The following is a 23699-nucleotide window of genomic DNA, read 5'->3' as shown; positions in this document are numbered from 1 at the left end:
GGCTGCTTTGAGGACAAAGATGAATCTGACTGCAATATTAGACAATGCACTGCAAGCGGTTGCTGCTGCCCCAGATATAGCTGCGCTGGAAGAAGTTAGGGTAACCTTTATGGGGAAAAAAGGCAGTATTACCGAACTGCTTAAATCCTTAGGTGCGATGGACCCTGAACAGCGCAAACTGGCTGGTCAGCAAATTAATGAACTTAAACAGCAGGTGCAGGATGCGCTTAATCAAAAGCGGGACCATCTGCAACAGGCGCAGTTAGCAGCAAAGCTGGCTCAGGAACAAATAGATGTTACCTTGCCAGGACGTAAACTTGATGATGGTGGTTTACACCCAGTTACCCGCACTATTGCCAGAATCGAAAGTTTTTTTACGGAGCTAGGTTTCGCTGTTAAACATGGCCCTGAAATTGAAGATGACTTTCATAATTTCGACGCACTGAATATACCTGAGCATCACCCGGCCCGGGCCGATCATGACACCTTTTATTTTAATCCGAAGCTGATGCTGCGTACCCAGACCTCTGGTGTACAAATCCGAACTATGGAGCAACAGCAGCCGCCCCTTCGGATTATTTCGCCAGGGCGGGTATATCGCAACGATTACGATCAAACTCACACGCCGATGTTTCATCAGGTTGAAGGGTTAATGGTCGACAAAAATGTCAGCTTTACCGAGCTTAAAGGTATTTTGCATGACTTCTTACAGAATTTTTTCGAAGAAGATTTAAAGGTTCGTTTTCGCCCTTCCTTTTTTCCGTTTACTGAGCCATCCGCTGAAGTGGATGTAATGGGCAAAAACGGCAAGTGGCTGGAGGTATTAGGCTGCGGCATGGTACATCCAAATGTGCTGCGTTCCGTTGGGATTGACCCCGAAATATACAGTGGCTTTGCCTTTGGCATGGGTGTGGAACGGCTGACAATGCTGCGCTATGGCGTGACTGACCTCAGGTCCTTTTTCGAAAACGATTTACGCTTTTTAAAGCAGTTCAGATAAGCGGAGTATTCTAAGCATGAAATTTAGTGAAATGTGGCTACGGCAGTGGGTTAACCCGGCAATTGATACTGCAACCTTATCTGAACAACTGTCGATGGCTGGCCTTGAAGTAGACGGCATTGAGCCCGTTGCTGGCGTATTTAGCGGTGTAGTCGTAGGCGAAGTAGTAGCCTGTGGTCCTCATCCCGATGCCGATAAACTGCAAATTACTCAGATCAATGTCGGTCAGCCGGAATTGCTGGATATTGTATGTGGCGCAAAGAACTGTCGTATGGGTTTAAAAGTGGCCGTGGCGAAGGTTGGCGCAGTTCTTCCTGGTGATTTCGTCATTAAGAAGGCCAAGTTACGCGGTCAGCCCTCCAATGGCATGTTATGTTCGTTTTCAGAGCTTGGTATGGCCGATGATTCGGACGGTATTATGGAGTTGCCGGCTGATGCACCGGTAGGTATCGATATCCGGCAATATTTGGAACTGGATGACCATACCATAGAAGTTGATTTAACGCCGAACCGAGCTGACTGCCTTGGCATTAAAGGGTTGGCTCGTGAAGTTAGCGTACTGAACAATTCCTCAGTTTGTCAGCCAGAGATGGCAGCAGTGACGTCAACAATCAACGCGCAGAAAGCCATTACACTGTCGGCCCCGCAAGCGTGTCCGCGCTATCTTGGCAGGGTAATTAGAGATGTTGATCTCAGCCAGAGCAGTCCATTGTGGTTAACGGAAAAGCTGCGTCGCTGCGGCGTTCGCAGTATTGACCCAGTGGTTGATGTAACTAACTACGTTTTGCTGGAGTTAGGTCATCCGATGCACGCATTTGACTTAGATCAGCTATCGGGTGATATCGATGTTCGTTATGCCCATGAAGGCGAAAAGCTGGTTTTGTTGGATGAAACCGAAATTGAGCTTAAAACCAATACTTTACTCATTGCCGATAGCGAAAAAGCATTGGCAATGGCTGGTATCTTTGGTGGTTTGCAAAGCGGTGTTACGGGAGAAACCAAACATATTTTTCTCGAAAGCGCTTTTTTCTCTCCATTGGCAATCGCTGGTAAAGCGCGTCAATACGGGTTGCATACTGATGCGTCGCACCGTTATGAACGTGGCGTTGATCCTCAGTTACAACGGACCGCTATCGAGCGTGCGACTGCCTTGCTGTTACAGATAGTTGGTGGTGAGCCAGGCCCGGTAGTAGAAGCTGTTGCAGCAGAACATTTGCCAAAAACCGCTGAGATAAGCCTTTCAGAAGCGAAACTATTACGTTTACTGGGCCATGCTATTGCCAAACCTGAAGTGACCGGTATCTTAACTCGGTTAGGGTTAACCGTGTTAGAAACCGATCTGGGTTGGCAGGTTACGGTACCTGGCTATCGGTTTGACATCTCGATAAGCGAAGACTTAATAGAGGAAATCGCCCGGGTTTATGGTTACAACAATATCCCAAACGTGTCGCCCCAGGCTGCATTGAGTATGCGTAAGTTTAGTGAAGCAGAGCTTAGTGTGCAGCGGATGCGCGATTTGTTGGCAGACCGTGGCTATCAGGAAGCAATTACTTATAGTTTCGTTGACCCCAAAGTGCAGCAGATATTATTCCCCGGACAACCGTCACTTGACTTGCCAAACCCGATCTCTGCTGATATGTCGGCGATGCGGCTGAATCTGTGGCCGGGCTTACTGCAAGCAGTACAACATAATCAAAACCGGCAGCAAACTCGTCTGCGCTTTTTCGAGTATGGCCTTAAGTTTATACCCGATGCAGCGGCCGCAGGCGGCGTTCGTCAGGTCGAAGTCATTGGTGGTGTTGTAGTGGGTTCACTAAGCAATGAACATTGGGCCATGACGGAGCGGCCAGCAGATTTCTACGACATTAAAGGTGATGTTGAGGCATTGCTCAGTATGACATCCGCTGCGGCTGAATTTAGTTTTAGCAGTGGCGAGCAAAGTGCGTTGCACCCCGGGCAAACGGCGCTGATTAGCAGAGCTGGCAAGACTGTGGGTTATCTTGGAGCTTTGCATCCGGAAGCTGAACGTAAACTGGGAATTAAAGGCAAAGCCTATCTGTTTGAGTTGGAACTGGCAGCGTTTGGACAACGTGCTATTGTTGAAGCAGCAGACTTATCTAAATACCCGGCGAACAGACGCGATTTAGCTGTGGTAGTTAAATCCGATGTGCGTTTTGCCGACATTACTGCTAGTATAAAAAAAGTTGGCGTAAATCAATTGGTTGACCTAAAATTGTTTGACGTATATACCGGACAGGGTGTAGCAGACGGTTACAAGTCACTTGCTATTGCTCTGACTTTGCAGGACAAAACACGCACACTTGAGGATAAAGACATCCAACTTGTTGTAAATCAAGTGGTTAGCGTGCTTAAAGACGAATTCGACGCAACGTTGAGGGATTAAGAATGGCGCTTACCAAAGCTGATTTAGCAGAACGTTTGTTTACCAAATTTGGCGTTAGCAAACGTGATGCTAAGTTGATAGTAGAAGCTTTTTTTGAAGAAATTCGTACCGCGCTGGAAGCGGGTGAGCAAGTAAAGTTATCTGGCTTTGGTAACTTTGACTTAAGGGTGAAAAATGAACGGCCTGGTCGTAACCCGAAAACGGGTGAAGACATTCCGATCTCTGCCCGCTGTGTCGTTACATTCCGACCAGGTCAGAAGCTTAAATCCAGGGTTGAAACAGGCACCAGCAAAGCCTGATTTAAGCCGGCGAGTATACTGACACGGGTAATGCAGATTGCTGGTAAGCTGGCCAGACGGTGTTGTATTCCTTTTAAAAGTTTGCTGGTAAATCACATGATGAAAAAGACGATAAGTACCTTTGGGTAATTATCGTTTTTTTTTGCTCGCAACGATGCCAAAACTGATCCGCTATCCTGCTTTGCTTGTAAAGAAAAAGAGTCACCACCGTGTTTAGTGATTGAGTAGCAAAGTAGAGTTGAGAGTGTATGTTTAGAGTAAATAGTAATGAGTATTAAAATTGGGATAAGTGCATGTGTGCTGGGCGAACCCGTGCGGTTTGACGGTGGACATAAAGCCTCAACGTTTTGCCTGCAGCAACTCAAACCACTGGTAAAATTCGTTGCCATTTGTCCTGAGCAGGCAATCGGCCTGGGTGTGCCAAGGCCGGCAATCCGGTTACAACGTGATGAGCATCAGCAAATCAGGCTGGTACAAAGCCGGGACAACCGTATTGACCATACCGAACAGATGCAGCAATACACCGAGAAACTGTTACCGACATTGACAACCTTAAGTGGTTATGTGGTTTGCGCGAAATCACCGAGTTGTGGCATGGAGCGGGTTAGAGTTTATGATGCTGCCGGGCAGCAACTTGGAAAAGTTGGAACCGGTATTTTCACTCACCAGCTTATGCAGCGTTATCCGTGGTTGCCAGTAGAGGAAGATGGTCGCCTGCTGGACCCGGCGCTACGCGAGAATTTTATTACCCGGATATTTGCCTGTCATGACTATCAACAACAGATGCAAGATGGCTTTAGTGTTGCCAAACTGGTGCAGTTTCATAGCCGCTACAAGTTTTTAGTGATGGCGCATAGTCCGCTAGCATATCGTGAACTTGGCAGACTGGTAGCCGGCGCAAAATTATTTAATCCTGTGCAGTTGGCTGAGCGCTATCTTTGCGATTTAATGCAGGCGCTGAAAAATATTGCCAGTCGGAAGCAACATGCTAACGTGCTGCAACACCTGCAGGGCTTTTTAAAAAAATCACTAAGCAGCACTGAGAAAAGTGAACTGACGGACTTGATCCATCGCTATCGTCAGGGGTTTTTACCACTGATGGCCCCACTTACTTTGCTGGGGCATTATTTACGTCAGTATCCCAATCAGTATATTGCAGCGCAACGCTATTTAAATCCTTATCCTGAACAACTTGGATTGCGAGCCTGATATGTCGAAATCGACTTCTTTACATATTGTCTGGTTACGAAATGATCTCAGAGTATTTGATAACGCATCGTTGTTCCATGCGGCACAGAACGCCCGTGAGCAGCAGAGCAGCGCTGTTGTCGCACTTTATATTGCCACGCCGACAACCTGGCAGCAGCATAATATGGCGCCAATTAAACAGGACCTGATCCGCCGTCGCGTTAAACAAATGCATCAAGAGTTGGCCCAGCAGGGTATACCATTACTGGCTTTGGAAGCTGATACCTATCAGGATTGTGAAGCCATATTTGCCAGTTTGGCCAGCGAGGGCATGGTGGCATTATATGGCCAGGTTGAATACGAGCTAAGAGAGCAGCAACGTGACAACGTAATAACAGAGCAGTTGCAAGAGAAGGGGGTGGAGGTTAATTGGTACGATCGACTCTGCATAATGCCCCCTGCCAGCATTCTGACCCAAAGCGGGGATACCTATAAAGTATTTACCCCGTTTAAACGAAACTGGCTTGGCAGGCTGCAGGAGCAGGGAGTTCATTGTTACCCGAGAATAAAGGGCACCGCAGAATTCTCTACAGACAATTTGGCTAAACATTTGGGGCTATCTGCTATGGCAGATGGAGATGAGAGTTCGGCGGACTGGCCAGTGGCCGAGCAGCAAGTGCTGGATAAGATGCGCGAGTTTTGTCAGCAGTATGTTGCTGACTATCAGAAAACCCGGGATTTGCCAGCAAAAAAAGGTACCTCCGGGTTATCTGCTTACCTGGCGTGTGGCGTCATCTCAGCCCAGCAATGTGTTAATCGGTTGCAAATGGAGGCAGGGCCAGAACTTGAGCTGGAAAAAACTGGTGCCAGTGTCTGGCTATCTGAGCTTATCTGGCGTGACTTCTATAAACATATCTTGGTCGCTTATCCAGAATTGATAAAACACAAACCCTTTCAAACAGATACTTCGAAAATTAAGTGGCACAACAATAAAAAGCAGTTTAAAGCCTGGTGTGATGGTAAAACCGGTTACCCGCTGGTTGATGCTGCCATGCGTCAGCTTAACCAAACCGGATGGATGCACAACCGACTTCGCATGATCACGGCCAGTTTTTTGGTAAAAGATTTGCAAGTAGATTGGCGTTGGGGTGAGCAATATTTTATGTCTACTTTAATAGACGGCGAATTTGCTGCAAATAATGGTGGTTGGCAATGGGCGGCTTCAACCGGCACCGATGCGGCCCCTTATTTTCGGATTTTTAATCCAATAACCCAGAGTGAACGATTTGATCCGCAAGGGGAGTTTATCCGCCGTTTCATGCCAGAGCTGGAACATGTGAGTAACAAAGAAATTCACTGGCCGCATAAAAAAGCAACGCCTGATAGTTATTGGCCAGCAATAGTTGACCACAGCGAAGCCCGCAAGATAACGCTTGCCCTGTTTACTGAGGTTAAAAAGTCTGATGAATGAAATTAATGAGAGCACTGGAAGTACTGAGAGTATTAAGAGTACTGAAAGTAAATTAGCGCGTTTTTTAAATTTCTATAATGCTTTATCACATGATGGTCTAAACCAGCTTGCTGAAATTTATACTCAAGATGTAACCTTTATTGATCCGGTACACCAGATAGACGGCCGTAAGCAACTCACCGACTATTTTTCTCATGCATACCAGCGACTGACTTATTGTCAATTTGATCCAATAAGTCAGACTGATGGTGATCAGCTAAGTTTTATCAGCTGGATTATGACCTTGTCTCATCCTGCAATTGGTAAAGGCAAACCAATTAAAGTCCATGGCTGTACCGAGCTTCGTTGGCGGGAGCAGCATATTTGTTATCATCGTGATTATTACGATCTTACCGAGTTGGTTTATCAACATTTACCAGTACTCGGTTGGGCAACCTCATTAGTTAAACACAAAATGGCAAAAGCCTGATTAAGGAAGCGTGAATGCGTATAGCAGTAATTGGCGGGGGCATTTCAGGTATGCTCAGCTGGTATTTATTACAGCAAAAACACGATGTTACCCTGTTTGAAGCAAATGATTATCTTGGCGGACATACTGCTACTGTTGATGTTGAGGTGGACGGCAAGTCTTATGCTATTGATACCGGCTTCATTGTCTTTAACAATTGGACGTATCCAGTATTCAATAAGTTTATTGCAGACCTGGCGGTGGAAAAACTCGATACCGAAATGAGTTTTTCGGTTAAAAATTCGCAGCAAAATCTGGAATACAATGGCAACACATTTGGCAGTCTTTTTGCTCAGAAACGGAATATTTTCCGGCCCTCTTTCTGGCGTATGCTGCGTGATATAGTCCGCTTTAATAAGTTAGGTAAGCAATTAGTTGCTGAAGATCATCCCGATCTTGATTTAAAACTGGGTGAATTTTTACTTAAATATAAGTTTGGCAGCGGGATGCGCGATAACTATTTATTACCCATGGGCGCGGCTATCTGGTCTGCGGGATTAACAGAGATGCCATCATTTCCGGTAAGATTTTTTCTACGTTTTTTTAATAATCATGGTTTGCTCAATGTCACGGACAGGCCGCAGTGGGCAGTCATTAAGGGCGGCTCAAAACGTTATGTTGAGGCGCTGCTTGCCAGGCTTGGTACTGACAACCTAAAATTATCGCAACATATCCTCTCTGTCAGCCGTAATGAGCAGGGTGTTATTCTGAAATTTGCTGACGGACAACAGCAGCAGTTCGATAAAGTAGTGTTTGCCTGTCATAGTGATCAGGCATTGGCGTTACTTGGGCAAGACGCCACAATGGATGAACAGTCGATTCTTGGTGCTATTGCGTATCAGAAAAATGAAGTGGTATTGCACACCGACACAGGTTTATTACCAAAACGGCGTGGTGCCTGGGCTTCGTGGAATTATAATTTAGACGCGCCAGAGCGGGACCGTGCAACCCTGACTTATAATATGAATATATTACAACGCCTGGATGCTCCGGTTACGTTTTGCGTTACTCTGAATGACACTGGCGCCATTGATAAAGATAAAATCCTCAGGACTTTTCATTACGCCCATCCTGTTTACAACATGATGACCATGGCGGCGCAATTGCATCGCAAAGTGATAAATGGCCAAAATCATAGTTATTTTTGCGGCGCATACTGGTATAACGGATTCCACGAGGACGGTGCCAGAAGCGCGGTCGATGTTGCTGAAATGTTTGGAGTCAGTTATTAATGCAAGCGGGACATGCGGTGTATTGCGGTGTTGTCGGTCATAAACGCTTTATTCCGAAACCTCATGGCTTTCATTACACTTATCATGCTTATTGGCTTGATTGCGAGGCTTTATCGACAGAAAGTCTATCTCAGGTTGGTATTAATTATGAGGTTTTCGGCGCCATAAGTTATCGGCGTCGTGACTATTTGCCGGGCAATAATACATTATCAGCTGCGGTACAGAATAAAGTACGTGAATTAGGTGGCGTTAAGCCGGTCGTCAGCGTGTATTTACTGACCCCACTGGCAAATTGGGGTTATTATTTTAGTCCGATTACGCTTTACTATTGTTATGACAGCGATGGGGCCTTTTGCTATTTGTTGGCAGAGGTAAGCAACACTCCCTGGAATGAACGGCATTATTATTTGCAAAAAATTGATAGCCAAAGTAGTGATCCTGGTTTTTATCAGCATGATAAGGCGTTTCATGTGTCGCCTTTTAATCCAATGGATATGCAATATCGTTGGCAAATACCGGCGCCTGCCAGCGAGTTGTACTGTAGTATTACCAATATTAAAGCACAGCAGGCAGTGTTCAGTGCCTGGATTAAGCTCAAGCGCGTTACTCTGAACAACGCCAACCGGCGTCGGATCTTGATCCGCCACCCTTGGCAGAACGTACAGGTAATGTGGCGCATATATTGGCAGGCATTAAAACTTTTTGTTAAGCGGGTACCGCTGCATCAACATCCAAAATCCAGGGAAAAGTAGTTATGAGTTTATCGCTTACCGACCAGGCGGTTTTTACAAATTTGGGCTGGTTTGACCGGCTCTGCCGGAAATTTACGTTGTCATTTTTAGGGCAGTTAAAGCACGGTGATATTACCCTCGTCGAGGGAGAGCAACGTTTTCAACTGGGTGAAGAGGGTAGTGATTTAAAAGTAACCCTTACGGTACTGGATCCGGCGTTTTACCAGAAGTTAGTTTTGGCAGGTTCTGTTGGTGGTGGTGAAGCTTATATTCAGGGATATTGGCGCTGCGACAATTTGACCGCATTAGTTCGTATCTTTGGACGAAATTTACTACTGCTGGATAAAATGGATTCTACCTGGGCAAGATTAAGCCGACCTTTTTTAAAAGCACTTAACTGGCGCAACAGTAATTCAAAACATCAGGCGAAGAAGAACATTGCGGCGCACTACGACCTTGGCAACGACATGTATCAGTTGTTTTTGGATGACAGCATGATGTATTCGAGCGCTGTTTTCCCAACAGAAACTTCTGACCTAGCCAACGCTCAGCAATATAAACTTAAACAGATTTGTGACAAGTTACAGTTAAAGCCAACTGATCATTTAATTGAAATTGGTACCGGTTGGGGAGGTATGGCAATTTACGCGGCCCAGCATTATGGCTGCAAAGTGACCACGACGACAATTTCAGCCGAACAACTGGCTTACGCTAAAGCAAAAGTTGCGGCTTTAGGCCTGGAAGATAAGATAACCCTGCTGTTTGAAGACTACAGGGATTTGTCCGGTCATTACGATAAGTTAGTATCGATAGAAATGATTGAGGCAGTGGGCGACGATTATCTGGATGAATACTTTCAGAAATGCGCCAGTTTGCTTAAGCCAGATGGCGTAATGGTATTGCAGGCAATCACTATTGTTGATCAACGCTATAAACAATATGTTCGGGAGGTCGATTTTATCAAGCGTTATGTGTTTCCAGGCGGATGTTTACCCTCCATTGGCAGGATGGCCACAGCGGTGAGCAGCAAAACTGATTTAGTGATACGTCAGGTTCAGGATATTGGCTTTGATTATGCTAAAACCCTGAAGTTATGGTGTGATAACTTTATGCATCATCGGGATGCTGTGCATCAGTTAGGCTACGACGATAACTTTATCCGGCTATGGCATTTTTATCTGTGCTATTGCGAGGGTGGTTTTATGGAGCGCGCTACCAGTGCTGTGCATATGGTGTTATCAAAACCAGATAATCGAGGTAACTGGTCATAAGATTGTGGTTACCGGTCAGCCTGCAATTTTTTCAAGCTGACCGGTAAATTGTGCTTTATTCTTTAATTTTACGTTAACCTTTATATCCTTCTCTGAAATATAGTTAGTAATTTCAGTGTTATAGCTAAGTCTGCTTTGTTGGTATGGCCATTGCAGCAATTAGACTGTAGGTGTCGCGGCATGAAGTTACACAGTTTCCCTGCGGCAAGGCTATGTTAATGATCTAAGGGAGTCCGAAGATGAATAGTGATATTGCAGAAGGTAAATGGCGTCAGATGAAAGGCTCTGTGCAAGAGAAATGGGGCAAGTTAACTGACGATGACGTTGATCAGGTTGAAGGAAATTTCGAGAAGTTCTGTGGCAAAATGCAAGAGCGTTACGGAATGAGTCGGGATCAAGCTGAAAAAGAATTTAATAGACTCAAAGACTAACGTTTTCGATGCAGTCGTTATTAACACTATAATTCAAAGGGCCTGATGGCCCTTTTTTAATCGTTATCTTTATTGTTATTGCCACGCGTTACGGTAAATCGGGTCAGGCCAATCAACCTACCCGATTCCGTTACAACTTGCACCTGCCACTTGCCTGCAGGATAGGGCGGAAACACTAATTTATGGCTCCAGGCCCGGTAACCGGCATCCCGGCCACCGGTTATGTCCAGCACAATCCGATCGACTTCTTTGCCATTTAACAGCCAGACATGATGAATTTTTTCCTTTAAACCACGTGGAGCACTTACTGCTGTCCAGGCGAACAGACCTTGCTGCAACTCTGTAACGTCAAGCTCGGTAATATTGCTGCCAGCACTGCGCTGAGTGGCATCAACCTGGTGCGAGATAGTAATTTCAGACAGACGCATACCTGCAGGAGGGATCCAACTACGTAAGTGCCATAACACTAATGCCATCACCGCGAGCATCGTCAGTAAAAGTGGTAAACGCCACCAGCGGGCCGGGGGTAGAATCCGATCCAGACTGGGTAAACTGAAAACCAATGCAGCAATAATTGCTGCAATAAGGCTTTGCTGTGTAGTCAGTTGCAATAATAAAGGAAGAACGACCAGCATCACTACAAATAGTGCCAGAGTGTGAAATGCGACAAACAACGCATATCGGGTCGCGAGATGCTTGTAGTACAAGGGATCAATAATGGATATTAACGCACAAAGCAGCAGTACGCTGGTAAATACCGCCTGGCCATGATCCCAGTTGGTTACAGCTAAAAAGAAGGGTAGGGCAAAAAACAAACTTTCCTGATGGACTAACTGGGTTAGAAAGCGCACCACTAGTGGTGACAAGCGCCAGCCAAAACGTCGTTCCAAGGTGGTTGTTAGCCAGTTATCTGCAACCAGTACTACCCAGCTTACCAGCATAAAAGCCGCAATAAACTGCGCTATCGACTCTTTACGATCTATCAGTACGTAGCTGGCGATCCCAGAGACAAAGGCTAATACCGCCATCAAGCCGGCGTGGCGCTGAAATAACTCAAAAAGCCAGTTAAATGCTGGCTGTAACCTGGAAAGCGTGTTTTCTACAGTACGTTTAGCTGCCAACTAACATAATACCTGCATCTAAGATGACAATTTTTTTATCTTTATACAGCGCACCAATCGCTTGCTTGTAGGCTTTTTTACTGACACCAAAGGCCTGATAAATGAGCTCTGGTGAACTTTTATCTGTTAATGCGAGCTTGCCACCATTCTGCTCTAATTTTGTTAGTATTTTAGTGGTGAGTTCTAACGCCTGTTTGTAGGTGGTGGCAGTTAAGCGTAAATCAATTTTACCGTCATCCCGCACCTTCACGATATACGCGGTTAACTTGTCTCCCTTGCGCAGCGGCTTAAATACTTCGTTTTTATACAGTACGCCCCAGTGACACAGTTCCACAACCGCTTTATACCCTATATCGGTTTGCTCACTGATAATGATATCGACCTTATCGCCAATATTGTAACGGGGTTCCGTTTTATGCAAATGGCGGTCTAGTTTTGTAGAAGCAACAATTCGGTTACTGACATCGACGTAGCAATAAACCAGATACTTCTGGCCTTCTTTTAAAGGGATCTGTTGCTCACTAAACGGCACCAGCAAATCTTTTTTCAGGCCCCAGTTTAAAAAAGCACCCACTTTTGTGACCGCAACAACGGGTAGCATAGCAACTTTACCAACCATTATTGCTGGTTTTTCTGTCGTTGCAATAAGTTGATCTTCTGAATCCAGATAAAGAAAAACCTCTAATTGCTGACCAATTTCCAGACCAGCTGGCGCCACATTATTGGGTAACAAAATTTCGCCCCAACTTAACCCGTCTAAGTAAAAACCAAACTTAACCTGCTTTTTAACGGTTAACGTGTTCAGGGTGCCCAGTGCAATCATCAGTAATCCAAATTAAGTTGCTATGGGCGTATTGTAACTCCTTTTATGGCACGCTGCAGGGCTTATTTAGCATCACGTTTCATAAGTTGATACAGGGATTTGATCGAGCGATGAGGGACGAACGTAACGTATTATTGTGTTGCGCAAATTAACGCGATATGTTTTATGCAACACTATAATTACTGCCTTGCAGTGATTATGACGTGAAATATTTTTCCAACACACTAACGGGTTTAAGTAGCATGATGGATTGTCGGCAATGGCTCGATATTAAACAGTATGAGTTTTTACTTAACTGGTTTATGCGCAGGCAGCGGGAAGTTGGGTTGGCTGACCTCGATGAGCCTTATTCTTATGATGGTTACAGCCAGTATGATCAGTTATGTCAGCAGTTAATCAAAGATGCGCAAATCGCCTTTCTGGAGCGTTTTCATGAGCCGGTGCCGCCCATTGTTTATACCAATTTACTCCATTTAGCTGAGTTAGAGCTTGCAGGTAAAAGGCCGAAGATAAGAGCGCCTAAAACCCTGCAATAAACTCAGCTATTTGTTTCTCGCAATGCCTGGCGGGTTCAGTCTGTCGTGTTTTCCAGCCTTTTTAAGGCGTCAGTCAGCATCGGAATATCCAGTTTTTCGTTCAACGGTAGCAATGTGCCTGCTGACCAAACGCCGTAACTACCGTCTTGTCGCAGTACCACCATTTTGTCTTTGCGAATACTGACAATATCCTGTTTGCTGATACTGAGCTTAGGTAAAGTAGGGGTTTGCAGCAGGTTGTCACCTAACCAGCTTTTTTCAGTAACGCACCCGGCCCAGCTAAGTGATGTCGGCAGTAAATCAAGATGCTGCGAGCTTAAATTTGTTAACTGTGCGTGTAGCTGTGGCCAGCGGATCATCGACGTAACCGGTGCTAAAACAAAGGTTGGCTGTTTACTGGTTAGCGGTAATAGCACGATATACTTATAGTGTTTATATTCTTCCCAATTCGCTTGTGGCGAGTCATCAAACACAATATTAACTAAGGCGTTATTTGCATTTGTTTCAGAGTCTATCCAGGGCAACTGCATGTTAATAGAAGACGATTTACTGTCAATATGCAAAGTGCCGGCCGGTAGTTGCTGAATAAACGCAGGAGGTTCATTCAGTTGCTGCTGGCTGTCTTCTGCCAGAAAAAACTGGCCGTACAACAGGTGCAGAAGTGCTTCATTCTTATTGTTCGGCGCAAAGTGTTGCTGATGCAGACGTAAACCCTGCTGGCGCATAAACTCCATGGTTTGATGCGATATGTCGTTAGCAATGATGATCTGAATGGGTTCAACCTGAGTTGTGGCACATTGTAACTGGCGCAAACTGAGCTCCGGGCTGGATATACTGAGTTTGTCTGCCTGACGCTGTGCTCGTTTTGCCAGATCGACCAGTTGATACCTTGCCAGGAAGCTTTTTGCTGTCGCCGGGTATGAGAACGGTAATACATTATCCAGCTTGGTCACGTCCCATTTTAAACGGGCGTCAGCATAAATATGGATCAAGTGGCTTAACATAAAGCTACCGATAAAGATCACCATTAATGGTTTACTAATCTGGCTTTGTTTCAGCCTGGCAATTTTTTTCCAGCAGTAATTACTGATAACAAGCTCAACAGCGATCAATATGGCTGCTACACAACTGACAATAAGAATAAAATTACGCAGATTTGTGACAATTTGCTGCTGCAACAACTCTATTGTCTGATGGTAAGAGGTACTACCGATATGATAACCGAGATTGGCATAAACATAGGCATCGAAAATTAATACCACCATGCCAATGGTAGCCAGCAGGGCCGCCAAACCCCGTACATGTTTTTGATAAGGGAAAATCAGTGATAATGGAAACACCGTAATGATAAAAAACATAAAACAAAGAAAAGCGGTATGACCCAGCCAATAACAGATTAAGTATATCCAACCGAGAAGGGTCGCTGGCGAGGGTTCAGATAACCAGTAAATACTGGTGACAGCTAAAGCCAGTAAAACATTAAAAAAGCTAAACCAATGGCCCCAACTTAGCAGCCGATTGACTTTTTTAACCAGCGATAAGTTATGTTCAATAACCATTGTGGATTAATTACTTTTTGTACTGATGGCGTCAGCTAACGCCTGGCTAAAATGGCTGGCGACAGCGGCGCGTTGTGGTGCGGGGACACTACTGTTAATGACATGACTAACGGCATTGCCCAAACACATCAGACTAAGCTCAGTGGTTGCATTGTTGGCGTGAAAGGTATCCAGAAGCTGATTTACCAGATTTTCAATTTGTGCAGTGGAATACTTTGATACAATGGGCATGCGTCACTCAGATTATGATGATATTAAGACTAAAGAATAGTATCAGATTTCAGTTAAAACAGGAAAAATTATGTCCGTCGATGTACTGCATTTAGCGATTAATTATATTGATCTGTCAGCCAGCGGGGAACACAGTGCCCATTACCGTGAGCAATTGATCGGTTCAGACGGGTCAGTTTCAACCTTATTGGAACAATTGCACCTGGCTTACAATGGCAAGCCTGCTAAAGGATACGCTAGTTTTACTGAGGAAAAAGATCCTGCCGTACCGCAGGCACTCGCCAGCTGGCAACGCGGCGACACCGATTATCTTGGTTTTACCAAAGCCATGACCGATTCTTTAATTAGCCAGTTAAGCAGCCACCAATTGCCCGAAACGGGTTATTTATTACTGGGGCATTACCGATATTTGGCAAGCGAGTTTTTGTTAGTCTGTTTACTTGGTAGCAAGGATCATTTTGCACTTACTGAACAATTGGATTTGTCGACGTCACGACATCTTGATATCGCCAGAATGCAGTTGGCGGCGCGTTTAGATCTTACGGAATATAAGGTTAATGCCGAGGCGGGTAACTACATCAGTTTTATTCGGGGTCGTGCGGGCAGAAAAGTGGCTGATTTTTTCCTTGATTTTCTCGGCTGCCTGGAAGGCGCAGACGCACGGCAAAACAGCCAGAAAGTGTTATCCTCTGTTGAAGAATATTTTGCTGCGGCTGAATTTGAGCAAGGTGAAAAAACGTCCGCCCGACGTCAGGTGTTTGATTATTGTGAAGAGCGGGCCAAGGCAGGTCAGGATGTAGTACTGGCTGAGCTTTCAGCGGTGGTTGACCCAGAGCAGGAGAATGGTTTTTTACACTATTGTGCTGAACAGCAACTTGAAGTCGCCGAGCAATTTCCGGTAGAAGTAAAAGAATTGAAGAAGATGGTAAAGTTTAATGGCGCGGGAGGTGGATTATCGTTGAGTTTTGATGAAAAACTCATTGGTGACAGGGTGCAGTATGATGTAGGCACTGACACCCTGATAATTAAAGGTACCCCACCTAATTTACGGGATCAGCTGCAACGTTTCATTCAGGGCTATTCGGCTTTTCAGCGTCAGACTGACGACGAGTAGTCTTGTCAGCAGTGCTATCTGACCTGGGTTGGGTTTCTTTAGCATCTTTTAGGCTTGGCATTTTCATCTTCGCAGAATGCTTAACCAGCATAATGTTGCCGACGATCATGCCAAAGCCAAACAACAGCGCCCAGAATAGTGGCCAATTCATTAGCTTTCCTCGCAAATATTGGTAACGTAAGTCTGATACAGTTGCGGTAAATTAGCCAGCACGCAATGTTGCTCTGCGATAGGATGCTGTTGCAGGCAGGACGTTAATGTCGCAATATTAAATTCCTGCAAATAAGGCTTGGCAATGGGGGCATAACTCAGATGCCATGGTTCAGCGGCAACACCACCGCGGTATTGGCGGTATGGTCGGAAAAAACCGAACTTAACCGCCTCAGTACTTAACCACTGGTTTAATTTGGTAAACGGGCCCTGTGCCTCATATTCACTTGGCAATAACCGGGGTTGGTAGTCTGATGCGACTGCGCCAGCATCATAGATATCCAGCTCTGTCCCCCAGTGATGCCTACTGGCACCGGGCAGGGCAGAGTACAATAAAATTGCCTGTAGTTTCGCCAGCCCGTTCAACCGGGTGACAGCCACTTGCTGCTGTTGCAAATCATATGTCGGGCGCAGGCCATCGCATTTCGCCTGCCAGATGGCGGCCTGACGCCGAAAACCTCGAAATGCAGAGACAATTCTAATCTCGATGCCGTCTGTTGCAGCCGCCTGACACAGGTTATGCCAGGCATTTTGCATCTGGTTGTGAATAAGTGCACCATCTTCCAGCGCTACCAGATGGGCCTCAGTACAACCGGTTAATATGGCGCTGCTGGGTTGCTGGATGTTCATACTGACAGTTTTTGCTGAAGTTGTTGCAACAGAGCCTGGTAAATATCTGCGAGTACCGTTAGATCATGGATAGAAACACATTCATTCACTTTATGTATAGTGGCGTTGCAGGGGCCAAGCTCTACGACCTGAGCGCCCGTTGGCGCAATAAAGCGACCATCTGAGGTGCCACCTGTTGTTTCCAGTCGTGGACTGAAACCTTGCACCTGTTCAACAGCATTAACCACCGCTTCAACTAAACTGCCACTATCTGTCAGAAAGGGTAAGCCATTTAGCGTCCAGTCTAGTTGATAATTCAGCCCATACTTGTCCAGCATGGCATATACCCGTTGTTGCAGTTGCTCTGCAGTAACTTCAGTGCTGTAACGAAAGTTAAACATGACTTTCAGCTCGCCAGGCACAATATTGGAGGCGCCGGTACCCGCGCTAATGTTGGCAATCTGAAAACTGGTAGCCGGAAAGTAGTGATTACCGGAATCCCATTGTTCACTGGCCAACTCTGCCAGTGCTGGAACAGCTTTATGCACAGGGTTATCTGCCAGGTGCGGGTAGGCCACGTGGCCCTGAATACCATGCACGGTCAGATGACCGGTTAAAGAGCCACGGCGGCCATTTTTGATCACATCGGCGAGTTTCTGGCCACTGGAAGGTTCACCTACCAGGCACCAGTCTATTTTCTCATTTCTGGCTTCGAGGGTTTCAATTACCCGAACCGTACCATTAATAAAAGGACCTTCTTCGTCACTGGTGATGAGATAGGCAATATTGAAGGCCGGATCAGGGCACTCAGTTAAAAAGCGTTCGGTGGCAATAACCATTGCCGCCAGGCTGCCTTTCATATCCGCTGCGCCACGGCCGAATAAATTATCACCAATAATAGAAGGGGTAAAAGGAGGAGTATGCCATTGAGACAGAGGCCCGGTTGGCACGACATCGGTGTGCCCGGCAAAGCAAAATAGCGGCTTGTCTCGGCCATGCCTGGCCCACATATTTAACGTATCTGCAAATTCCAGCATCTCAATGTCAAAACCGACTGAGGCTAATCGTTTTGCCATTAATGGCTGACATCCTGCGTCGGACGGGGTAACGGACTCTCTTGAAATTAAATCCATTGCCAGGGCAAGTACCGGGTTTTGTTGTGGATCAAGCCAGCTCATTTCAATCTTCCAGTAGTTGTTGGTAAGTTTCGGCATTGAAGCCCAAAATATAGCTGTCATTTCGTTGTAACAATGGTCGCTTAATCATTGCCGGTTGTTGCAGCATCAGATGCTGCGCAAGTGATTCTGTCAGGTTGTTCCTGCGCTCTGGTGGTAGCGCCCGGTACGTGGTGCCGCGGGTGTTTAACAAGTTTTGCCATCCCAGTTGCTGACAGAAAACAGCGAGTTGCTCTGCGGTCAGCCCATCCTGGCGATAATCTATGAACTGATAGTCCAGTTGATGCTGTTCCAGCCATTTTCTGGCTTTTTTAATGGTATCGCAGTTTTTGATACCGTACATTTTAATCATAAACAGTTTTCCGTTATCAGCAGTAATTGTATTACTAAAATCAACACTCAGTGTTTTTCCGATCTGCAGGCAGCACTTATCTGCAACAATACTATCGTAATAATAATTTATTTTCTGTAGTTAGTTTTAGCTAAATGCACCTTTATTAAGGGCTCTGACTTAATGGCTTACGCCTAACATGTCAGAAAGATGACTTGATGATGAATTTTTTTCGAAACGTGGTTTTTTAATGGTAAAAATACTGACAGCTGCTGGTGGTTAAGCGTTTCAGCTATGAAACTTGTCCACAGCTTCTGTGGGTAAGATTGTTGGTAACACAGCTGATTCAAGCTAAATGCATGATAATTATTAATAAATTACTTGGCCTGAAAGTTGCTTTAATCTTACATGGTCAATTTTAATGCTATTTAAGTTAAAAAGAACAGTTGCCATGTTCTGGCAGCGCTTTTATCGGTTATGCAGCTCGGCCGACGATAAACTGATACAGATGCATTGATACAGTTGTGCCTGCGCAACGTATCATAATTATGCTAAAGTAGAAGTTGGCCGTAGTAATGTGAGGGGCTTGAACAATGAAATTAATTACGTTATTACAGGAAGGGCGTCATTACAGTCAGACATGGCCTGTTAAACCTGAGCTTAACGCCTTGTTCCCTGAAAATAAAATTATTCAACTTACCCGTCTTGGCTTGCGGTTTTTGCCCGGTTTGGCGGTGCTGACGGCATTTTTCCAGTTAACTTTACTTGGCAGTAATTTTACCGGTCAAATTTTGGCAATGATGTTGTTTATTTTATCACTGCCGTTACAAGGCTGGTATTGGCTTGGGGTTCGCTCTTCAACACAATTGCCCCCGGCGCTGGTAAGCTGGTGCAGGCAAATTCGTATGCAGATGCAAGAACAAGGCATTAAGCCCCACACGGCCAGCGAGCCACGTAATTATTTAGACTTGGCCAATACATTGGCGGCAGCATACAAACAACTGGACAAAACATTTATGCGGCCCTGGCTATAGGCCGCATTAGCAATAACTAATATCAGTTGTTTAAATTAAAGACTGACCATACCGGCGCATGATCTGAAGGCCTTTCAATACCCCGTAACTCGTAGTCAATGCCTGACTCAATGCATCGCTCAGCCATTGGTAAGGTGGCCATTACGACATCGATACGCAGTCCTCTGTTATCGTTAAACCCTTTTGAACGATAATCAAACCAACTGAACTGGCTATTTTCGTCTGGATACAGCTGACGGTAGGTATCAATTAAACCCCAGTCTTTCAGCCGTTGCAGCCAGGCACGCTCTTCTGGCAAGAATGACGTTTTACCTTCACGCAACCAGCGTTTAGCGTTGGCTTCGCCTATACCAATATCGGTATCAACAGGCGAAATATTGATATCACCGATGACTGAAAGATACTCGTCAGGACGGTGGTGTTGCTCTATATAATGCTGCAAGTCAGCATAAAACTTTTCTTTTGCCGGGAATTTTGTCGGATGACTGCGGTTTTCCCCTTGGGGAAAGTAACCATTAAGAACCGTGAGGGTTTTACCATTTTCCAGCAAATAGCGGCCAATCAACATTCTGCGTTGGGCATCTTCTGCATCACCGGGAAAACCATATTGCATCTCGGTGGCAGCTTGTTTACTTAAAATAGCTACGCCATAATGACCTTTCTGGCCGAAATGGTATACGTGGTAACCCATTGCCATGACTTGCGTCATCGGAAATTCATCGTCATGGACTTTTATTTCCTGCAAACCAATAATATCGGGTTGATGTTTGTCAATCAGCGCCTGCAGTTGATGCAGTCTTGCGCGGATACCATTAATATTAAAAGAGATTATTTTCATGTTGCACTATATGCCTCAACCTGGAACAAGTTTGCATCATAGCATGCGAAGCGCTCAGACGGTAAGTCAGACTGACCCCGGAGTTTGCTGACAATGCTGGCTGACTACAAAATTGTATACAGTCGTCGTCGAACCCTGGCAATTGTTATACGGCATGGCCAGGTGACGGTTCGGGCACCAGTGGGATGCAACAGCAAACGTATTGAACACCTGATACAAACTAAACAGCCCTGGATACAGCGTCATTTGTTACATCAACAGTCTCAGCCCCCGGCATTGAGCTGGCAGCAACGCGCAGAAATATTATTTAAAGGAAACACGTTAGAAGTAGTATGTTGCAGAGCAACTAAAAGTGACGTGGCTGTTGCCGGGCAAAAGATAATAATCACGGTTAGTAACCGGGTTAGCAGTACTCATCTTTCGGCATGGCAAAATCAACTTCTTGCGCAGTGGCTAAAAGCACAGGCTAATATTGTATTTAAGCAACGTTTGTTATCGTGGGCAAACGTGATGGACATTTCATTTTGTGAAATAAGGCTGGGGCAGTGGCAACGACGCTGGGGTTATTGTGACAGCAATGGTGTAATAGGTCTGAACTGGCGGCTTATTATGGCGCCGGAATGGGTTTATGATTATGTCATCGTTCATGAACTGGCTCATCGTCAGGTGATGGATCACTCGGTGGAATTCTGGCGCATCATCAACCGTTATGTACCTGACTACCCACAGGCACAGGCCTGGTTGAGTTATTTTCAGCAGCAGTTGGTAGAGTAAGGGTAATTACTGCCTTGAGCTGAACAAAAAAAAGCGCCGGTATAAAACCGGCGATAAACTAAGGACAACTCAATTTCAGGGAGAGAAGTAAACACAACATTACAACTATTAACTGTGACTCGCTAATTTCTAAAAAATTCCAAAAATAATATTTTTTTTCTCTTTTTTGCATTTTTGCGCTTATTTGGTTTACTCTTCCAGTCAAATTTAGCCTGTCAAAGTTTGCTGTCGATGCGCAGTATTGCAGTTGTTCAGGCCAGAATATCGTTAATGGAAGTTACCATGACCAATCGATTACGTTTATTACAACTGAGTAAATTACTTGATGTTACCCGATTAAATGATGCGGATAATACTGAGCAGATGGCGAAATGGTTAGCGCAGTTACCGACGTTGCCGGTTGCTGTTGCTGCTTATTGTGTTTACCCGGCGTATTTACCCCAGTTAAGCCGTTTTATGTTTGAATCTGAACATCCTGCTGGTTTAGCCTCAGTAGTAAATTTTCCCGATGGTAATGCACCGCTCGATGTTGTTTGTCAGCAAATTAGCAGCGCCCTGGCCGCCGGTGCCACAGAAATTGATTGCGTAATACCGTATCAGGCGCTAATGCGTGGTGAGCACCAATACGTTAGTACGTTTTTAAGTGGCGTTCGCCGTGCATGCGGGGCACATTGTTTAAAAGTCATTCTAGAATCTGGCGAGCTTATCACCGCGCAGCAAGTTGCTAAAGCGACCGAGTTGGCCATAGATGCGGGTGCTGATTTTATTAAGTCGTCAACCGGCAAAGTGCCGGTGGGAATAACAGAGGAAGCGGCGCGGATCATGTTAACGATAATTGCGGCGGCGAATCGCCCGGTAGGGTTCAAAGCCTCAGGTGGGGTACGCACTGTTGGCCAGGCGCTGCAATTAGTTGACCTGTATGAACAGTTAACGGGAGTCACTGCCACCAGCGCAACGATGAGAATTGGGGCCAGCGCACTGGTTACTGAGTTAGCAGAGCAGCTTGCGACGTACTAACGCCCGTTGCGATTTTGCACATTAGGGTATTAGCGTCGCTTTTCCTGTTTTAACTTTGAAAATTGATTCAGCAGTTCCTCATAGCGTTTTCGGTGATGTTCGGGTAATGGCATATTATCGACAATTCTAAACGCTTTTTTACAGCGCTCCAGCATACTGCTACCTGGTGCTTTACTATGGGTTTTAAGCAATTGTAAGCTGGTTTGAATAACGTTCAGAGCACAGCCTGTATTCATCGGTGCCAAATCCAATGCTTGCTCAAACAAAGCAAGTGCAGCCAGATACTGTCCGTCTTTATATTGGCGGATCCCGTCTTTGTTTAATTGCGCAAAATGTTGCTGATGAGACTGGTTCTGCCGCTGTTGCTCTGATAATAGTCGCTCCAACACCGGATCGTTTCTTTGGTCTGCGTCAATAAACATTGCCAGCCGATCTGCTTGTTCAAACTCGCCAATCTGATTAAGAAGTAGTACGGTATCCGGTATTACCTGTTGCTGTGTTTCAGCAAGTTGTGCAACCGCAGCGTAAGTTTTCTTTGCCTGATACTGCTGACCGCTTATTGAGTCAAGCCTTGCTTGGCATAAAATTTCAAAAAGATCGAAGTCAGTTTCCCTGATTAAGCTGTCATCACGTCGTGCCCGCTGTAAAGCAATTGCTACTTCCTGAGAATAACGATTGCGTTGCTGTGGATCATCGCTAAGGGTAGCGGCAGCGATGATACTTCGAATGTAATTGAGTAAATGACTTACATCCTGTCGAATAGAGCGGCGGGTTATTTCATAAAGCTGTTTGCTGGCGAGTACTTTAGCTGTGGTATCTTCTAAAGCGTGAGCGATATCCATATACAAATACTGGCGATGCATAGAGTAAGGGGCAATATCAGTGGCCGCCTGAATGCTAACGAATGCTTGCTCGGGATCATCTTCAGCCAGACAACTACGTGCTTTAATATCATATGCTTCGGCGAATAAACGGTTATCTTCCAGCGCTTCATCACACAATGTCTTACTTTCCGAAAAACGCTTTTGCTCAAAATACAACCTGGCCATCAATATCAGCGCCCAGCCATTGCGTCTGAGTTCAAGGCAGCTGCTTAAAATCTGCTCTGCTTCACTATAACGTTTTAATGCTAATAAATTCTCAGATAAAACACGTTTGCAAAATTGCTGATAGCGACCTGTCTCTGCTATTTCCTGTTGGCAAAATGCAATAACCTGCTCGGAGTCATTGCCATATAAGGCGTTAAATAAGCCAGCTAACCGCTCTTTTTTGTGCTGGATCCGAATTATTCTGCTTCGCAAAACACTTTGAGAAAAGGGTTTGACCAGATAATCGTCAGGTTCAAGCTCGACAGCACTAACCACCACCGGTACTGAGTTTTCTCCGGTAATTAACATAAATATGCTATGGGGTTTAAGGAGCTTCTTTTCCCGCAGATCTTCGAGCAATTGTTTACCGTTTTTCCCGATACCCAGGTGATAATCAACAAAAAGGATATCGAAGTCGGTATTGCTGCATTTAGCCAGAGCCTGTTCACCGGTTGGTGCAAAGGCGACATTGGTTGCGCCCATTGAGTAAAGAACACCTTTAAACATTAACTGGAATGCGCGCTGGTCATCAACAATTAATATCCGTTGATTCTCCAAAGTCTTATTTTGCATTAGCGCCTTACACTATAGCCTGAATACGCTAAGTGTCGGAAAAATAGCGCGGTTTAGCAAGTTAATTAAAACAGTTGAGACAGTGGGTGCTAGGTATAGCAGCAGGCAATGGTGGAGGGGGAAGGATTCGA

25 protein-coding genes are annotated in these 23699 nt (G+C 45.4%); 15 read left to right on the top strand and 10 right to left on the bottom strand.

All coding sequences use genetic code 11. The features are described from left to right. The first annotated feature begins 19 nt into the window (after positions 1-19). The 10 genes from pheS (at position 20) to B2X65_RS09735 (ending at position 10535) form a co-directional block, all read left to right on the top strand. Positions 20-1000: a phenylalanine--tRNA ligase subunit alpha gene (pheS, locus tag B2X65_RS09780; RefSeq protein ID WP_290612328.1), complete on the top strand. Its 981-nt coding sequence runs from the start codon at positions 20-22 to the stop codon at positions 998-1000. Between the two features lie 16 nt (positions 1001-1016). Next, entirely contained in the window at positions 1017-3404 is a 2388-nt protein-coding gene (pheT, locus tag B2X65_RS09775) for a phenylalanine--tRNA ligase subunit beta (protein ID WP_290612326.1), read from the top strand. A 2-nt stretch (positions 3405-3406) separates the two neighbouring features. After that, positions 3407-3703, top strand: coding sequence for an integration host factor subunit alpha (ihfA, locus tag B2X65_RS09770; protein WP_213997103.1), 297 nt, complete (start codon positions 3407-3409; stop codon positions 3701-3703). A 267-nt stretch (positions 3704-3970) separates the two neighbouring features. Continuing rightward, positions 3971-4912, top strand: a complete 942-nt coding sequence (locus tag B2X65_RS09765; protein WP_290612324.1) for a YbgA family protein — start codon at positions 3971-3973, stop codon at positions 4910-4912. A 1-nt stretch (position 4913) separates the two neighbouring features. Further along, on the top strand, positions 4914-6362 hold the full coding sequence (gene phrB / locus B2X65_RS09760) for a deoxyribodipyrimidine photo-lyase (RefSeq protein WP_290612322.1): 1449 nt from the start codon (positions 4914-4916) through the stop codon (positions 6360-6362). After that, positions 6355-6831: a nuclear transport factor 2 family protein gene (locus B2X65_RS09755; protein WP_290612321.1), complete on the top strand. Its 477-nt coding sequence runs from the start codon at positions 6355-6357 to the stop codon at positions 6829-6831. The genes phrB and B2X65_RS09755 overlap by 8 nt, the downstream gene beginning before the upstream one ends. 14 nt (positions 6832-6845) lie before the next feature. Then, a complete protein-coding gene (locus tag B2X65_RS09750) occupies positions 6846-8102 on the top strand; it encodes an NAD(P)/FAD-dependent oxidoreductase (RefSeq protein WP_290612320.1) in 1257 nt (418 codons plus the stop codon). Continuing rightward, complete coding sequence (locus tag B2X65_RS09745) at positions 8102-8854, top strand: DUF1365 domain-containing protein (protein ID WP_290612319.1); 753 nt, start codon at positions 8102-8104, stop codon at positions 8852-8854. The genes B2X65_RS09750 and B2X65_RS09745 overlap by 1 nt, the downstream gene beginning before the upstream one ends. A gap of 2 nt (positions 8855-8856) precedes the next feature. Beyond that, positions 8857-10104 carry an SAM-dependent methyltransferase gene (locus B2X65_RS09740; protein WP_290612318.1) on the top strand — a complete coding sequence of 416 codons (1248 nt, stop codon included), beginning with the start codon at positions 8857-8859 and terminating at the stop codon, positions 10102-10104. Positions 10105-10343: 239 nt separating this feature from the next. Next, the gene (locus B2X65_RS09735) at positions 10344-10535 is read left to right on the top strand and encodes a CsbD family protein (RefSeq protein ID WP_290612316.1); all 192 of its coding nucleotides are present in this window, start codon (positions 10344-10346) and stop codon (positions 10533-10535) included. Between the two features lie 56 nt (positions 10536-10591). Here B2X65_RS09735 and B2X65_RS09730 read toward each other — a convergent pair whose 3' ends face one another. Both B2X65_RS09730 and B2X65_RS09725 read right to left on the bottom strand, forming a co-directional pair. Beyond that, complete coding sequence (locus tag B2X65_RS09730) at positions 10592-11656, bottom strand: DUF5924 family protein (RefSeq protein WP_290612314.1); 1065 nt, start codon at positions 11654-11656, stop codon at positions 10592-10594. Beyond that, positions 11646-12479: a CvfB family protein gene (locus B2X65_RS09725; protein WP_290612313.1), complete on the bottom strand. Its 834-nt coding sequence runs from the start codon at positions 12477-12479 to the stop codon at positions 11646-11648. Before B2X65_RS09725 ends, B2X65_RS09730 begins: the two co-directional genes overlap by 11 nt. Before the next feature lie 203 nt (positions 12480-12682). Between B2X65_RS09725 and B2X65_RS09720 the strand changes: the two genes are divergently transcribed. Then, complete coding sequence (locus tag B2X65_RS09720) at positions 12683-13015, top strand: hypothetical protein (RefSeq protein WP_290612312.1); 333 nt, start codon at positions 12683-12685, stop codon at positions 13013-13015. A 35-nt stretch (positions 13016-13050) separates the two neighbouring features. Here the strand turns inward: B2X65_RS09720 and B2X65_RS09715 are convergent, their stop codons facing one another. Further along, the gene (locus B2X65_RS09715; RefSeq protein ID WP_290612311.1) at positions 13051-14574 is read right to left on the bottom strand and encodes a DUF3413 domain-containing protein; all 1524 of its coding nucleotides are present in this window, start codon (positions 14572-14574) and stop codon (positions 13051-13053) included. A gap of 6 nt (positions 14575-14580) precedes the next feature. Next, the gene (locus tag B2X65_RS09710) at positions 14581-14805 is read right to left on the bottom strand and encodes a DUF1414 domain-containing protein (protein WP_290612310.1); all 225 of its coding nucleotides are present in this window, start codon (positions 14803-14805) and stop codon (positions 14581-14583) included. Between the two features lie 70 nt (positions 14806-14875). On the opposite strand from B2X65_RS09710, the gene yejK reads away from it, so the two are divergent. Then, a complete protein-coding gene (yejK, locus tag B2X65_RS09705) occupies positions 14876-15919 on the top strand; it encodes a nucleoid-associated protein YejK (RefSeq protein ID WP_290612309.1) in 1044 nt (347 codons plus the stop codon). On the opposite strand, the gene B2X65_RS09700 is transcribed toward yejK, so the two are convergent. From B2X65_RS09700 to B2X65_RS09685, 4 genes are read right to left on the bottom strand one after another with little or no spacing between them, the layout of a single operon-like run. Further along, a complete protein-coding gene (locus B2X65_RS09700) occupies positions 15873-16070 on the bottom strand; it encodes a DUF2897 family protein (protein WP_290612308.1) in 198 nt (65 codons plus the stop codon). The genes yejK and B2X65_RS09700 overlap by 47 nt on opposite strands. Further along, positions 16070-16759 carry a M15 family metallopeptidase gene (locus tag B2X65_RS09695; RefSeq protein WP_290612306.1) on the bottom strand — a complete coding sequence of 230 codons (690 nt, stop codon included), beginning with the start codon at positions 16757-16759 and terminating at the stop codon, positions 16070-16072. The genes B2X65_RS09700 and B2X65_RS09695 overlap by 1 nt, the downstream gene beginning before the upstream one ends. Continuing rightward, positions 16756-17916 carry a succinyl-diaminopimelate desuccinylase gene (gene dapE / locus B2X65_RS09690; protein WP_290612305.1) on the bottom strand — a complete coding sequence of 387 codons (1161 nt, stop codon included), beginning with the start codon at positions 17914-17916 and terminating at the stop codon, positions 16756-16758. The genes B2X65_RS09695 and dapE overlap by 4 nt, the downstream gene beginning before the upstream one ends. Before the next feature lies 1 nt (position 17917). Next, the gene (locus tag B2X65_RS09685) at positions 17918-18265 is read right to left on the bottom strand and encodes an ArsC family reductase (protein ID WP_290612304.1); all 348 of its coding nucleotides are present in this window, start codon (positions 18263-18265) and stop codon (positions 17918-17920) included. Between the two features lie 572 nt (positions 18266-18837). Here B2X65_RS09685 and yfbV point away from each other — a divergent pair. After that, positions 18838-19278, top strand: a complete 441-nt coding sequence (gene yfbV / locus B2X65_RS09680) for a terminus macrodomain insulation protein YfbV (protein WP_290612303.1) — start codon at positions 18838-18840, stop codon at positions 19276-19278. A 22-nt stretch (positions 19279-19300) separates the two neighbouring features. On the opposite strand, the gene xthA is transcribed toward yfbV, so the two are convergent. Further along, positions 19301-20116, bottom strand: coding sequence for an exodeoxyribonuclease III (gene xthA, locus B2X65_RS09675; protein WP_290612302.1), 816 nt, complete (start codon positions 20114-20116; stop codon positions 19301-19303). Positions 20117-20209: 93 nt separating this feature from the next. Between xthA and B2X65_RS09670 the strand changes: the two genes are divergently transcribed. Then, positions 20210-20890, top strand: coding sequence for a M48 family metallopeptidase (locus tag B2X65_RS09670; protein ID WP_290612301.1), 681 nt, complete (start codon positions 20210-20212; stop codon positions 20888-20890). A gap of 282 nt (positions 20891-21172) precedes the next feature. After that, complete coding sequence (gene deoC / locus B2X65_RS09665; RefSeq protein WP_290612299.1) at positions 21173-21907, top strand: deoxyribose-phosphate aldolase; 735 nt, start codon at positions 21173-21175, stop codon at positions 21905-21907. Positions 21908-21936: 29 nt separating this feature from the next. Here the strand turns inward: deoC and B2X65_RS09660 are convergent, their stop codons facing one another. Next, a complete protein-coding gene (locus tag B2X65_RS09660; protein ID WP_290612298.1) occupies positions 21937-23568 on the bottom strand; it encodes a response regulator in 1632 nt (543 codons plus the stop codon). Positions 23569-23699: the final 131 nt, after the last annotated feature.

It is taken from the genome of Arsukibacterium sp. UBA3155 (assembly GCA_002364615.1).
Classification (GTDB): Bacteria; Pseudomonadota; Gammaproteobacteria; order Enterobacterales; family Alteromonadaceae; genus Alishewanella.
The sequence above is the reverse complement of the archived record's forward strand: the minus strand, read 5'-3'. Positions and strand labels throughout refer to the sequence as shown.